The 13,158-nt window shown below is 75.5% G+C and carries 10 protein-coding genes; 4 read left to right on the forward strand and 6 right to left on the reverse strand.

Going from position 1 to position 13,158, the window contains the following annotated elements; translation table 11 throughout:
* Nucleotides 1–49: 49 nt before the first annotated feature.
* A complete protein-coding gene (locus tag ACGFYQ_RS20090) occupies nucleotides 50–388 on the reverse strand; it encodes a thioredoxin family protein (protein WP_393745628.1) in 339 nt (112 codons plus the stop codon).
* Nucleotides 389–494: 106 nt separating this feature from the next.
* Between ACGFYQ_RS20090 and ACGFYQ_RS20095 the strand changes: the two genes are divergently transcribed.
* A complete protein-coding gene (locus ACGFYQ_RS20095) occupies nucleotides 495–764 on the forward strand; it encodes a hypothetical protein (RefSeq protein ID WP_393745630.1) in 270 nt (89 codons plus the stop codon).
* 30 nt (nucleotides 765–794) lie between these two features.
* Here the strand turns inward: ACGFYQ_RS20095 and ACGFYQ_RS20100 are convergent, their stop codons facing one another.
* Nucleotides 795–1,196 carry a hypothetical protein gene (locus ACGFYQ_RS20100; RefSeq protein WP_393745631.1) on the reverse strand — a complete coding sequence of 134 codons (402 nt, stop codon included), beginning with the start codon at nucleotides 1,194–1,196 and terminating at the stop codon, nucleotides 795–797.
* 180 nt (nucleotides 1,197–1,376) lie between these two features.
* Between ACGFYQ_RS20100 and ACGFYQ_RS20105 the strand changes: the two genes are divergently transcribed.
* The 3 genes from ACGFYQ_RS20105 to ACGFYQ_RS20115 all read left to right on the forward strand — a co-directional run bounded on the left by ACGFYQ_RS20105 (nucleotide 1,377) and on the right by ACGFYQ_RS20115 (nucleotide 4,383).
* Nucleotides 1,377–1,733, forward strand: a complete 357-nt coding sequence (locus ACGFYQ_RS20105; RefSeq protein ID WP_393745633.1) for a YciI family protein — start codon at nucleotides 1,377–1,379, stop codon at nucleotides 1,731–1,733.
* Nucleotides 1,734–1,791: 58 nt separating this feature from the next.
* Nucleotides 1,792–3,012 carry an RNA polymerase sigma factor gene (locus ACGFYQ_RS20110; RefSeq protein WP_393745927.1) on the forward strand — a complete coding sequence of 407 codons (1,221 nt, stop codon included), beginning with the start codon at nucleotides 1,792–1,794 and terminating at the stop codon, nucleotides 3,010–3,012.
* A 102-nt stretch (nucleotides 3,013–3,114) separates the two neighbouring features.
* Nucleotides 3,115–4,383, forward strand: coding sequence for a S8 family peptidase (locus tag ACGFYQ_RS20115; protein ID WP_393745635.1), 1,269 nt, complete (start codon nucleotides 3,115–3,117; stop codon nucleotides 4,381–4,383).
* Between the two features lie 41 nt (nucleotides 4,384–4,424).
* Here ACGFYQ_RS20115 and ACGFYQ_RS20120 read toward each other — a convergent pair whose 3' ends face one another.
* The 4 genes from ACGFYQ_RS20120 to ACGFYQ_RS20135 form a co-directional block, all read right to left on the reverse strand.
* On the reverse strand, nucleotides 4,425–5,909 hold the full coding sequence (locus ACGFYQ_RS20120) for a condensation domain-containing protein (RefSeq protein ID WP_393745637.1): 1,485 nt from the start codon (nucleotides 5,907–5,909) through the stop codon (nucleotides 4,425–4,427).
* Between the two features lie 89 nt (nucleotides 5,910–5,998).
* Nucleotides 5,999–6,958, reverse strand: coding sequence for an ABC transporter ATP-binding protein (locus ACGFYQ_RS20125; protein WP_393745639.1), 960 nt, complete (start codon nucleotides 6,956–6,958; stop codon nucleotides 5,999–6,001).
* Nucleotides 6,955–9,690 carry a hypothetical protein gene (locus ACGFYQ_RS20130; protein ID WP_393745641.1) on the reverse strand — a complete coding sequence of 912 codons (2,736 nt, stop codon included), beginning with the start codon at nucleotides 9,688–9,690 and terminating at the stop codon, nucleotides 6,955–6,957. The genes ACGFYQ_RS20125 and ACGFYQ_RS20130 overlap by 4 nt, the downstream gene beginning before the upstream one ends.
* Nucleotides 9,687–13,025 carry an FtsX-like permease family protein gene (locus ACGFYQ_RS20135; RefSeq protein WP_393745643.1) on the reverse strand — a complete coding sequence of 1,113 codons (3,339 nt, stop codon included), beginning with the start codon at nucleotides 13,023–13,025 and terminating at the stop codon, nucleotides 9,687–9,689. The genes ACGFYQ_RS20130 and ACGFYQ_RS20135 overlap by 4 nt, the downstream gene beginning before the upstream one ends.
* Nucleotides 13,026–13,158: the final 133 nt, after the last annotated feature.

A 13,158-nucleotide genomic window follows, 5' to 3' on the forward strand; every position in this document is an offset into this window, starting at 1 on the left:
GCCAGATCACCCGAGTTCGCCCGCAGGGCCCAATCGGCTGCCCCGGTCCTCAGAGGTGGGCGTCCAGGAACGCCCGGAACTCCTCGCGCGTCATCGGCCCGGCCTGGCTCGCGACCGCCTCACCGTCCTTGATGAGCACGGCGGTCGGCGCGCCGGTCACGCCGTAGCGCTTGGTTGCCTCGGGGCAGCGGGTCATGTCGGTGCGGACGGCGGTGAACCGGGTCCCGTATTCCTCGGACAGCTCGCCGACCACCGCGTCCATCGCCCGGCACGCCTCCAGGGCCTTCGGCCAGGTCCCGCAGAAGTAGGCGAGAACCGGCCCCGGCGCCATGGAGAGGATGAAGTCGAACTCCTGGTTCTCCAGTGGCTGGTGTACCCGACGTGCCATGCGTGCCGCTCCTCGCTCCCACGCCGCCCGCGACCGGGAGGCGGTTCCCATCATCGCCGCTGCGCGCGGGGGCCGGTTGTCAGTGGTGCCTGTGAAGCTGAGAGGCATGGACGACAGGATGCTCCGGCGCCGGGTCTACGGCGCCGACCACGACGACCCCGACCCCGGCCCCCGCCCCGGCCACGTCTACGGCGAACTCGTGGGCGGTCCCCTCGACGGGCTCCTCCTCGACATCACCGGCTGGAGCCCCCCGCAGCTCGCGGAAGAGGCCCGGCTGCCCACGGAGATAGGCCGCTACGGCGCGGGCGGCCGCGCCCACTACCGCCGCCGGGCGGCCGATCCGGGGCGCTGGGACTGGACGGGCGACAGCCGCTGACCGATCCGGACGGGTCGGCGGGTCGGCGGGTCAGCGGGTCGGCCGGTCAGCGGGACGCGGCGTCGCGGCGTCGCGGCTCACCCTCCCGGCCCACAGCACCAGCGGCACCTGGAGCGGCAGCCGGGCGAACGCCACGGCCCGCTCGACGGGGGAGCGGTGGCGCGCGTCGGCGGCCATCTTGACGTTCGCCGGGAACACGCCGACGAAGAACGCCGCCGCGGCCAGCGCCGCCGCCTTGCGGGTCCGCGGATGGGCGACACCGGCGGCGAGGGCGAGCTCGGCCACCCCGCTCGCGTACGTCCACTGCCGCGGGCTGCCCGGCAGAGAACGCGGCACGATCGCGTCGAACTGACGGGGCACGGCGGCGTGCGCGACCGCCGCCCCGGCCAGGAGACCGGCGAGCAGGAGCGGGGAGGAAGGCGTACGCGGCATGGGGGGACCTTTCGGAAGCGGCCTGGGCGGCGATCCTACTCACGAGTAGGGGTGCGCCGGATGGCCGCTCCCGAAGATTCTTCGAAGAATCTTCGAGGAGCTGTCGATCCGGGCGCCTCCCGTTCGACGCACGGGTGAGAGGCGGGGAAGGCCCCCGCCGCTTCCGACCGAGGAGTCACCATGCCGCGCTTCCTGACGATGATCCGCATCGACGAGCAGGACCTGCCCCCGGAGAACTTCCCGCCCGAGTTCGAGCAGCGCATGGGCGCCCTGCTGGAGGAGATCACCAAGGCCGGGGTCATGCTGGACACCGCCGGACTCCTCCCCACTTCCGAGGGGACCCGGCTCAGCTGGTCCGGAGGAAAGATCAGCTACACCGACGGCCCGTTCACGGAGACCAAGGAGGTCGTCGGCGGGTACTCCCTGACCCAGTGCAAGGACAAGGCCGAGGCCATCGAGTGGACGAAGCGGTTCCTGGAGATCCACCCGGCGGAGTGGAACGTCAGCGCCGAGGTCCGGGAGATCCAGGAGATGTGATCCGCGCCGCGTTTGCCCTGCCGCGTCACGGCTGCTCTGATGGGTGGCCGTGACGGCAGTGAGTGCGGCCCAGGCGGTCGAAGCGGTGTTCCGGATCGAGTCCGCGCGCATCATCGCGGGCGTCGCCCGGATCGTGCGGGACGTCGGCATCGCCGAGGAGCTCGCGCAGGACGCCCTCGTCGCCGCGCTCGAACAGTGGCCGCGGTCCGGTGTCCCGGACCGGCCGGGCGCCTGGCTCATGGCCACCGCCAAGCACCGCGCGATCGACCTCGTGCGCCGCAAGGAGACGTACGCCCGCAAACTCGCCGAGGTCGGCCGGACCCTGGAGGACGTACCACCCCCCGCCGAACCGGCCGACCCGGACGACATCGACGACGACCTGCTGCGGCTGATCTTCACCGCCTGCCATCCGGTCCTGTCGACCGAGGCCCGGATCGCGCTCACTCTGCGCCTGATGGGCGGGCTGACGACCCAGGAGATCGCCCGCGCCTTCCTCGCCTCCGAGTCCGCCGTGGCCCAGCGCATCGTCCGGGCGAAGCGGACCCTGGCCGCGGCCGGCGTGCCCTTCGAAGTCCCGTACGGGGCCGACCGCGAGGCACGGCTCGCCTCGGTCCTGGAGGTCATCTACCTCGTCTTCAACGAGGGCTACTCGGCCACCGCCGGCGAGGACCTCGTCCGCCCCGCCCTGTGCGAGGACGCCCTGCGGCTGGCCCGCGTACTGGCGGGCCTGATGCCCAAGGAGCCCGAAGTGCACGGCCTGGCCGCGCTGCTGGAGTTCCAGGCGTCCCGGACGGCCGCCCGTACCGGCCCCGACGGGGAACCGGTCCTGCTCGGCGACCAGAACCGGGCCCGGTGGAACCGGATGCTCATCCACCGGGGCATCGAGGCCATGCGCCACGCCGGCAGCGGCCCGTACTCCGTACAGGCCGCGATCGCGGGCTGCCACGCGGCGGCCGTCCGCTACGAGGACACCGACTGGCCGACGATCGCCGCCCTGTACGGGAGGCTCGTCACGCTGGTCCCGTCCCCGGTGGTGGAGCTCAACCGGGCGGTGGCCGTGTCGATGGCCCAGGGACCGGAGGCGGCGCTGCCGCTGGTCGACGCGCTGTCGCGGGAACCGGCCCTGCGCGCCTACCACCTGCTGCCGAGCGTACGGGGAGACCTGCTGGAGCGGCTCGGCCGGCCGGCGGAGGCCCGCGCGGAGTTCGAGCGGGCGGCCTCGCTCACCCACAACGCACGGGAACGCGCCCTGCTCCGCCGCCGCGCGGCCCGGCTCTGACCGAAACGGCACGGGCCGGGAGCGCACTCTTGTGCCCTCGTGCGGGAACGGGGAATCTGACGCCTCCACGCCCGGTCGACGAAAGGTCCAGGTGCACCGGAGATGACGCCCACCAGACGCCTCCCGAGGCTGCTGCCGTCCGCCGCCCTGCTCGCCGCCGCCCTCCTGCCGTTCGCCCCCGCGGCTTCCGCCGCTTCCGCCGCTTCCGCCGCTTCCGCCGAAGCCGCTCCCACCGCCGGGTTACAGCTCGCGGGACCCGCCGAGAAGGCGGTCCCCGACGGCTGGATCGTGACGCTGAAGGAGTCCGCCGCCGGTGACCGGGCCGTCACCGACCTCCTGGCCGGGGCGGGCGGCGGCGCGCGGCTCGGCCACGTCTACCGGTCCGCGCTCCACGGCTTCTCCGCGCGGATGAACCGCGCCCAGGCCGCCCGGCTCGCCGCCGACCCTCGCGTGGCCCGGGTCCAGCAGGACACCGAGGTCACCCTGGACGCCATGGCCCCGGCGGCCCGGGCCGCTCCGGACGTCGATCAGCCGGGCGCCCCCTGGGGGCTGGACCGCATCGACCAACGCCGGCTCCCGCTCTCCACCACCTACACCTACCGCACCACCGCCCCCGACGTGCACGTGTACGTGATCGACACCGGACTGCGCACCACCCACACGGAGTTCGGCGGCCGGGCCTCCGTCGGCACCGACACCGTCGGCGACGGCCGGGGCGGCGAGGACTGCAACGGCCACGGCACGTACGTCGGCGGGATCGTCGCGGGCCGGACCTACGGCGTGGCCAAGGAAGCCCGGCTGGTCTCCGTGCGCGTCCTCGACTGCCAGGGATCCGCCACTACGTCGGCAGTCATCGCCGGCGTCGACTGGGTGACCGCGCACGCGGTCCGCCCCGCCGTCGCGAACATGAGCCTGGGCGGGGCCGCCAACACCGCGCTCGACACCGCCGTCCGGAACTCCATCCGCTCCGGGATCACCTACACCGTGGCGGCGGGCAGCTCCGGCCGGCCGGACGGAGCCTGCGCCACCTCGCCCGCCCGGGTGGCCGAGACCCTCGCGGTCGGCGCGAGCGACCGCCTCGACCGCCGGGCCGCCTCCTCCAACTACGGCAACTGCGTGGACCTGTTCGCGCCCGGCGTGGCCGTTCCCTCGGCCTGGAAGGACGGCGACACCGCCACGGCCACGCTCAGCGGCACCTCGGCGGCAACCGCCCATACGGCCGGAGCCGCCGCCCTCCACCTCGCCTTCCGGCCGGGGGACACTCCCGCCCAGGTCGGGCAGGGCCTCGTCGCGAACGCCACGACCGGCGTGCTCCAGGGCACGCCGCCGGTCGAGCCGAACAGGCTCCTGTACACCCTCCATCTGCGGTAACGAGCTCCGGTGGCGGCCGCCCGGGCCGGCCCGGTCCCCGGTCAGCCGCGCCGGGCGAACGCGGCCACGTCGAGCGGTGTCCCCACGGGCCGGCGCGGCGCGGTCAGCGCGACGGGACGGCGGAATCCGCCCGAGCGGGCGATCTCCTGGACGGTCAGGCGCAGCGCCTCCTGGAAGTCGCCCATGGTGCGGCGGGCCGCGGCGGTGTCCACGTACAGGGAGTTCATGTGCAGTCCGTCGGCGTCCCGCTGGAACCACGAGCAGGCCCCGTTGGCCCGCGCCGACCACACGTGGGTGGCGGGCCGCCATTCCTCGTGCCGCTCGGCGCCCTGGCACTTGCGCATGTCGATGTACGAGAAGAAGTTCACCGGGTACGGCCACGAGCGGGCGGCGAACTCCTGGGGCGCCAGCAGCTCCCACGCCCGGACGAACGGCACGTCGATGTGGCCGATCATCTCGGAGAATCCGGCCCGGACCGCGGCCATGACCTGGGCGAAGTCCCGGCCGGGGGAGACGTCGAACTCGATGGGCATGGTGTTGACGAACCAGCCCACCGAGTCCGCCCAGCCCTCCCGGCCGCGCTCGCTGACCGGCATGAGGCCCCGATAGACGCCGGGCCCGCCCGCCTCGCGCAGGCACACGGCGACGGAGGCGAGCACCCCCATGAAGGGCTTGCCGCCGACCGTCAGGCAGGTCTTCTCGAACACCTCCGCCTCGCCCGCGTCCAGCAGTACGGAGGCCTCGTTGACGATCGGGTACATCCGGCCCGGCTCCACGCCGAGGTCGAGCGGGAAGCGGGGGAAGAACTCACCGCCGCGCGCGATGAACTCCTTCCAGTAGTCCAGGCGTTCGTCGCGGGCGTCGATGGACAGGTAGCGGCGGCGCTGCTCGTCGGCGAAGTCGAGGTAGCTGGGGGCGACCGTCGGCAGCTCGCCGGCCTCACCGCGGCACAGGGACTCGTAGGCGGTCAGCACCTCGTGGACGACGATCGGCATCGACATGCCGTCGCACACGATGTGGTCGAAGGCGAGATAGACCGTCGCCGAGTCCTCGCGCAGGACCGCGCCCATGGTGAACAGCGGCCAGGACAGGGTGTCGATGCTCCGCGTGAACCGCTCGACGAGAAAGCCCCGCAGCAGCTCGGAGGTCTCGAAGCTGCCCACGTACTCGGCTTCCAGGGCGAGTTCGGCGGGGGAGAAGGGCTCACAGGCCAGCTCCCCGGCCAGCCGCCGGAACGCGCACCTCAGTACCTCGTGCCGCTGGACGAAGGCCAACAGCGCCTGCGCCAGGGCCGGTTCGTCCAGCCGCCCGGCCACTTCGAAGGTGACCGCGATCCACGACGCGACGGGGTCGTCGGCGGCCCGGCTCTCCTCGGCGACGGTGAAGTGCTTGTCCTGGTTGAAGGACGCCTTCCTGCCCGCCGTGTCACCCGGGCCGTCGGGCTCCGCCGCCGCTGTGGACCGCAACCGCCACTCGACCACCCGACCGGGTGCCACCTGGTGCATCTCCAGAGGAAATTGCCGCATACCGTCATCCCTTCGCCCCCGAGTCAACCCCAAGGCCCTAACGACCCCCGACCCGGGGAAGTGACGGAATCCGGTCCGGCGGGTGTCCCTCAGGCGTCGGCGTCGTCCCGGCGCACCTCGATGTGGTCGGCTGCGAGGTCGACGGCCACACGCTGCTCCATGCCCAGGGCCTCCAGGAACTTCTGCGGGAGCTGTACGCGGCCGGTGCGGTCCAGCATCACGTACTCCCGCTCGCTCACCGACTCCGCGCCGTGCTCGTCGGTGACCGTGCGGCGCAGGACCTCGCTGCTGGTGCGGCCGTCGCGGATGGCCACGGTGCGGCGGACCTCTCCGGCGACGAGCGGGTCGTGGGTCACGATGACCACGGTGGCGCCCAGCTCGCGGTTGACGGTGCGGAAGGCCCCGAAGATGGCGGCGCCGGTCTCGGAGTCGAGCTCGCCGGTGGGCTCGTCGGCGAGGAGGACCTCGGGATCGTTGGCCATGGCCACGGCGATCGCCACCCGCTGCTGCTGGCCGCCGGAGAGCTCGGCCGGCCGGCGGCCCGCCAGATCGCCGATCTCCAGTGCTTCGAGGAGCTCGCGGACGCGGGCCGCGCGGCGCGCGGCGGCGCCCCGGGAGCCCCGGCCCCTCAGCTGCATGGGGAGGGCGATGTTCTGGGCCGCCGTCAGGAAGGGCAGCAGATTGCGGGCCGTCTGCTGCCAGACGAAGCCCACCGCCTCCCGCCGGTAGCGCAGCCGGTCCTTGGCGGACATCTCCAGCAGGTCGTAGCCGCCGACCGTGGCGGTGCCCGCCGTGGGGACGTCCAGTCCGGCCAGGATGTTCAGCAGGGTGGACTTCCCGCTGCCGGAGGCCCCGACCAGGGCCACCAGGTCACCCTGGGCCACGGTCAGTTCGAGCCCCTGCAAGGCCTGTACCTCGACCCCGTCGGTGCTGAATATGCGCACCAGACGGTCGCAGGCGATGGCCGTGCCCGCCCCGGCCGTACGGGGCGCGGCGGCGGCCAGGGCCTGCCGGCGCAGGTCTTCGTAGGTCGGCTGGTCGGTGTTCACCGCTGGTCTCCCGCTCTCAACTCGGTGGTGATCTGTCGCCTGCCGGATATCGCCGCCTCCGCGAGCACGCCCGCCGTGACCAGGGCCGTCAGGCCGAGCACCTGGGTCAGCAGCGGCCGCGCGGCGAGCCGCAGCCCGGCCGGCACCTTCTCGCCCACCAGCGCGGACAGGTCCACGGCCGGGCCGAGCAGGGCCACGGCGGCCAGCGCGACCAGCCCGCCGCCGAGGGCGGCGACCAGCGTCTGCGGCAACGCCTCGGCCAGGATCAGCGCCAGGCCCTGCCGGGGACGCAGGCCCATGGTGCGCAGCCGCGCCAGCAGCGCCGCCCGCTCGGGCGCGGCGCGGACGAGGGTGAGGAGGACGGCCAGGAGGGCGAAGCCCGCGGCGGCCGCCACGGCCGCCCAGAACAGCCGGCCGGCCGCGCGCTGGAGGGGTTCGTCGGCGAGTGCGGCGACGGACGCGGCGCTGGTCTTCACCGTGTGGTGGTCGGCGGTCGCGGCCGGAACCGTGGTGCGGACCAGGTCGTGCAGCCGGGCCTCGTCGACGGCGCCGGTCGCGAACCACCGGTTGGGGTGGGCGGCCTTGGGGACGTGCGCGGTGGCCGGCCCGGCCGGGAGTACGACGACGGCGCCGCCCGGGCCCGCCAGGGCGGGCGTGCCGTCGACGACACCGGCGGCCCTGACCGGGAAGTCGTCGCTGCCGATCCGCACCCGGAAGGTGTCGGTGACGGCGCGCGCGACGAGGTCGCGGCTGAACAGCGCGGGTACGGGAGCGTCGGGGGCGCCGCCGGCGAGCACGGCCGGGTCAAACCGGCCGCGCCCCACGGTGCGGGCCAGTTCCGCGTAGGCCACCGGGTCGGCGACGATCACCGTCACCTGGGTGGAACCCTCCTTGATACCGAAGAGGAAGGTGTAGTCGTCCGTCCACACGGGGACGGACGTGCGGACGCCGGGCAGTGCCGCGGCGGCCCGGATCAGCTCCTGCGGAAGGGTGCCGCCCGCCGGCGCGGTGACCTGGGCGTCGCCGCCGACGGTCTGCCGCACCACCTGCAGCCGGGCGGTGTCCACCGAGTTCAGCACGGTGGCCCCGAAGCCGCCCGTGGTGACCGCGAGCAGCAGCGCGACCAGCGGCAGCACCGGGACGCGTACCCGGCTGCCCGTGCCCCGGGCGGCGCGCGCCAGCCCGAGGAAGCCGATCAGGCCGGAACCCCGGCCCGCCGCCCGGGACAGTGCGCCGACGGCGGCGGGCAGCAGCCGGGCCAGGACGAGCGCGCCGGACAGCGCGAGGAGCAGCGGGGCGGCGACCACCAGCGGATCCAGTCCGCCGCCAGCGGGGGCGACGCCGCGTCGGCGGACCTCGAACACGGCCGCGGCGGTGGCGGTGAGCACGAGCAGCTCGGCGACGAGCCGGCGTCGGGGGCGCGGCTTCCGCGGCGCGGACAGCAGTACGGCGGCCCGTACGGGGAAGGCCAGCAGCGCCAGGAGCGCGACGGCCGACGCCCCGGTCAGAGAGGCCGTCAGGCGTGGTGTCGGCAGCAGCAGTACGGCGAGCCAGGTGGCCAGCGTGGCGGCCGGCAGGACGGTGACCGCGGCCTCGCCGAGCAGGCGGCGGACGATGGAGCGGCGCGAGCCGCCGCGTGCGAGCAGCAGCCGCAGCTCGGCCTCGCGCCGGTCCCCGGTGAGCGCGGCGGCGAGGCAGAACACGACGAGGGCCACCCCGGCGACTCCGGCCGCGCCGATCGCGGCGAGCGGCGCGGCGGCCTGGCGACGGGCCTCGGCCTGCTTGAACAGCTCGGGCAGACGGGAGTTGATCCGCAGCTCGGGGCGCTCGGTGGCGCGTGTCAGCTCGGTGGAGGTGGGACCGGCCACGTAGGCGGCGATCTCCCGGGTGACGGCGGGCATCCGGTCGGCCCGCAGGACGCCGGTGTCCACCGGCAGCCGCCAGAAGTCCTCGGCGGTCTCGCCCCAGACCGCGAGCGGGTCGAGGCCGTCCGGGCCGACCAGGGCGGCCGCCTGCCAGTACACCTGGGGCACGGCCGTGGGAGTGAAGGCCTGACAGGCCTTGGTCAGGCAGGGCAGGTCGGCCCAGTAGACGTCCGCCGGGTCGGCGGCGTCGTAGAGGCCGACCACCTCGGCCCGGACCGTACCGGTGGCGCCCGGCGCTGATTCCAGTACGGTGCCGAGCGGGACCCGGAGGGTCTCGGACGCACCGCGGGACAGCGCCACTTGGACCGGGGCGCCGGGGGCGGCGCCGCCGGGCCACCGCCCGGCCACGAGCGACACGTGCGCTGCGGCCTCGGGCAGGTGGATCAGCGTGAGCCGCGGGTCGACGCCATCGGGACGGGGCATTGCGGGGTTGGCGAGGCTGCGCGGCTTCACCCCGAGGGTGCCGTGCACCGGACCGCTCGCATCGAGCCTGAAGGCTCCGCCGGTTCGCGAACGCAGCGTGGCGAGTACGGAGTCCAGCTCCTGCGGGCTCTGCCGGCCGTACCGGGCGGGCGCGGTGGCGAGCAGGCTCGTCGGGCCGGGGCCCCGGTCGTGCAGGAAGGAGCGCAGGGCTTGGTCGGAGCCGCGGTCGACGGCGCGCGGCAGGGCGGCCGCGAGCAGGACGGCGACGAAGGCCAGGGCGGCGCCGAGCAGCGCGGTCAGCGGCGCGGCGCGCAGCCGGGTCCGCACCCAGGGCGCGGGGCGGGTCCCGCGCCCGTCGGCGGTGGTCGGGGCCGGGCGGGTCACATCTCCTCCAAGAGGCGCAGCCGTGCGGCGGAGCCCCGGACGGTCCGGTCACGGCGGCCGCCGAACACGGCGGACAGCAGCGGCACCGCGGCGACCGCGGCGGCCATCAGCAGGGTCTCGGCGGCCGGCAGGTCCACCAGCACCTCGGGCACGGGCCGCCGCGCGGCGGGCGTCAGCACGACCAGCGGCACCACCAGGTGGACGATGGCGGCGCCCAGACCCAGCCCGACTCCGGTCCCCAGGCCCACCAGGACACCGCTCTCGGCGGCGGCCGTCCGGCCCAGCCCGCGGCGGGGCGCACCGAGCGCCAGCAGCACGGCGAACTCCCGGGCCCGTTCCCGCCCGGTCGCCGCGGCGGCGGCCCCGAAGCCGATCGCCGCCAGCACCGCGCAGGCCACCGCGAGGGCGGCGAGCGCGCTCTGCGGGCCCGCGCTCAGCGGGTCGTCCAGCAGGGCGGCGGCCACCTCCTCGCGCAGCTCCACCCGCTGCGACCCGGCCCCGGCGCGCAGTTCGGCGGCCGCCCGGGCGGGGACGGGGTCGCCGGCGGAGTCTGCCGGCAGCCACCACTCGGTGGGGGCGGGCAGCTCCCGCGCCCCGTCGGCCGCCAACAGCCGCCCGGCGGTGGTCAGATCGACGGCCAGCGCGCTGTCACCGGCCACCGGCAGCGAGCCGACGGCCGCGGTGATCCGCACCGGCAGGGTCGCGCTGCCCAGGGGAACGGGGACCAGATCGCCGACGGACGCCCCGACGGCGGTGAGGTACCCGCGGGTGGCGATGCCGGGCACCTCGGCCGCGGGGGCACCGCCGGGGAGCAGCCCGAGCCGGACGCCGCCGCGGGTGTCGGAGCCGCCGCGGTAACGCAGCCGCAGCAGTGCGGGGTCGCCGTGGCCGCTCTGGCCGCCCTCCGTACCCGGCAGCAGCTCGGCGACGGCGGCGCCGCTGGTCAGGGCCGGGGCCTTCAGGGTCCAGGGTGACGAGCCGCCGGGGACGGGCACGGGGAGGGCCTCGCCGCGCGGGCTGTCGGCGACGGCGAGCCGGCGTACGGTCAGCTCCCCGGCGAGATCCCGCGGGTCGGGAGCCTCCCCGTCGTCCGGGCCGCTGGAGCCGTGCTCCTCCATGCCGTACGAGAACACCAGCCCGGCGACACTCAGCGGCGTGGCGGCGGACCCGAGCGGGGCCCCGGTCAGCGCGTCCAGGTCCACCGATACGGTCGCTTCCCCTCCCTCGGGCAGCTGGAGCATCGGCGTCCGGAAGGTGAGGCCGAACCGGTCGCGCAGCAGCAGTCCCAGGCCGGAGTGGCCGCCGATTCCCGGCGCCCGTACCGCCACGTCCACATCGATGCGCCGCGGCCGGCCGGGCAGCGCGATGCCGCCCGCGCCCGGGCCGCCGTCCACAGCGAGGGGCGCGAACAGCTCCCGCACGCTGCGCCCGTCCCGCAAGTCCGCGCGCAACGGCACCCGTTCGGCCACCCCGGCGGCGTCCAGCGCGAGTACCTCCCCGGCATGCCCGCCGGGCAGCTCCTGCTTCGTACGGATCACCGGGATCACCCGCTCGCCGCCGGGCAGCGAGGCGTAGCGGCCGCCCCGGCCCGGCGAGGCCAGGTCGCTGTCGGATATCCGCAGGCCCCCGGCGGTGGCGAAGTCGGCCTGGTCGCGCTGGGACGCGGACCAGGCGGTGTGCTGGCCGAGCGCCAGGACTCCGCTGGACACGGCGAGGACCAGCAGCAGCACCGGGCCGGTGGCCCGCCCTGGCCGGCGGGCGAGCTGCCAGCCGACCAGCGCCGGGCCCAGCCCGCGGCCGCGCGCGGCCAGCCGTCCGCCCAGCCGCGCGGCGAACGGCAGCAGCCGCAGCACCAGCAGGGTGCCCGCGCACAGGGCCAGGGTCGGCGCGGCGACCAGCACCGGATCGACGCCGAGTCCGCCGGACGCCCCGGCCGGGGTGGGCCCGTGGCCGCTGTACTGCGCCAGCTGCTGGTAGGCGAGGACGGCGAGTGCCACCAGCGCCAGGTCCGCGCCGGAGCGGGCGGCCCCCGCGACGAGGGCCTGACGGCGGCCGCTGCGGCGCAGGGCGGCGGCGCCCGCGCCGCGCAGTACGGCGGGAAGCGCGGTCAGGGCCACGCAACCGAGGGCGCAGCCGGCCGCGACGGGCCACAGCAGCCGGCCCCCCGAGGTGTCGAACGGAACCCGCGACAGCGGGCCGAAACCGCTGAGCAGATCCAGCAGGGGCGGGGTGAGCAGCGGTGCGAGAACGGCGGCGGGCAGCGCGAGCAGCAGCGACCCGGCGGCGCCGAGGGCGCCGAGCCGTCCGCGTGAGGCGCCGCGCGCGGTGAGCAGGACCCGCTCCGGTTCCTGGCGGTCCGTCAGCAGATGGGCGACCAGCAGCAGGGCCGCCGCGGCGAGGACGGCGAGCTGGAGCGCGCCGACCAGCAACGAGGACCGGGCGACGAGCTGCGCGGAATTCAACTCACCTAGCAGTGCAGGGAGTTCGGTCCTGACCTGGAGACCGGCGGGCACGTGGACACCGGCTCCCGCCGGGCCGCCCGCCAGGGGCGCCGCGCGCTCGCGCAGGGCCTCGGCCTCGGCGGCGCGCACGGCGGCGAAGTCCGGGGTGAGGAGCGAGGCGCGGCTGTTCTGCGCGAGCCCGCCCGCGGTGAAGGCGCTGCCGTCGACGAGCAGCGGGCCGTAGGTGGTGAAACTGCCGACCTGGACCTCGCGGCCGCCGAGCGGGTCGAGCCGCCAGTACGGGGCCTCGGGGTCGGCCGCCCGGTACACGCCGGTGACCAGCACGGTGAGCGGGGCGCCACCGTACCGGTCGTCCAGGCGCACCTCGGCGGGCAGCGCGGCCTCGGTCAGCCCGAGCCGGGCCAGCGCGGCCCGGGGCACGGCCACCGGCAGCCGGGACGGATCCGGCGCGCCCGGACCGCCCACCGCCTGCGGCCACTGGCCCGCGAGGAGCCGTACGCGGTCCCGGTCGAAAGAGGCCAGCAGCGTCAGATCGGCGTCCTTGCCGGGGGTGCGGCCACCCTGCAGGCCGTACGGACGGCTGCGGGCCACGGACTCGACACCGAACGGGATCCGGTCGAACAGCTCGCCCGCGAAAGCCCGTACGGCCGCATCGTCCCCGGGGCGCGCCGACGCCGGATGCTCGTCGGTGACCAGAACGGTGGCCCGGGTCCGGCCCGGCCCCTGGAGTGCCTGGCGCAGCCCCGCCTCGCCCACACCGCGCGTGAAGGCGAACAGCGCCGTCAGCACGGTCGTGGTGATCAGTACGGTGAGCAGCACGGCGGCGGCGAGCGGCAATCGCCCGCGCAGCCGGCGCACGACGAAGCCGAGCATGTGCCTTGTTCCTCCCCCGCTCCGGACCTCTGGCACCGGATAGCGGACGATGCTGTCAGATTCGAACGCACAGGGGAAGGGACTTGCGCGAAGGATGTGACGGATGAGCAAATTCGACGGGAGGCGCTCCACG

It is taken from the genome of Streptomyces sp. NPDC048258 (assembly GCF_043201995.1).
GTDB lineage: Bacteria > Actinomycetota > Actinomycetes > Streptomycetales > Streptomycetaceae > Streptomyces.

Coding starts and splice junctions, on each gene's coding strand:
- ACGFYQ_RS20090 (WP_393745628.1), bottom strand. CDS start 388: ATGGCACGTCGGGTACACCAGCCACTGGAGAACCAGGAGTTCGACTTC.
- ACGFYQ_RS20095 (WP_393745630.1), top strand. CDS start 495: ATGGACGACAGGATGCTCCGGCGCCGGGTCTACGGCGCCGACCACGAC.
- ACGFYQ_RS20100 (WP_393745631.1), bottom strand. CDS start 1,196: ATGCCGCGTACGCCTTCCTCCCCGCTCCTGCTCGCCGGTCTCCTGGCC.
- ACGFYQ_RS20105 (WP_393745633.1), top strand. CDS start 1,377: ATGCCGCGCTTCCTGACGATGATCCGCATCGACGAGCAGGACCTGCCC.
- ACGFYQ_RS20115 (WP_393745635.1), top strand. CDS start 3,115: ATGACGCCCACCAGACGCCTCCCGAGGCTGCTGCCGTCCGCCGCCCTG.
- ACGFYQ_RS20120 (WP_393745637.1), bottom strand. CDS start 5,909: ATGCGGCAATTTCCTCTGGAGATGCACCAGGTGGCACCCGGTCGGGTG.
- ACGFYQ_RS20135 (WP_393745643.1), bottom strand. CDS start 13,025: ATGCTCGGCTTCGTCGTGCGCCGGCTGCGCGGGCGATTGCCGCTCGCC.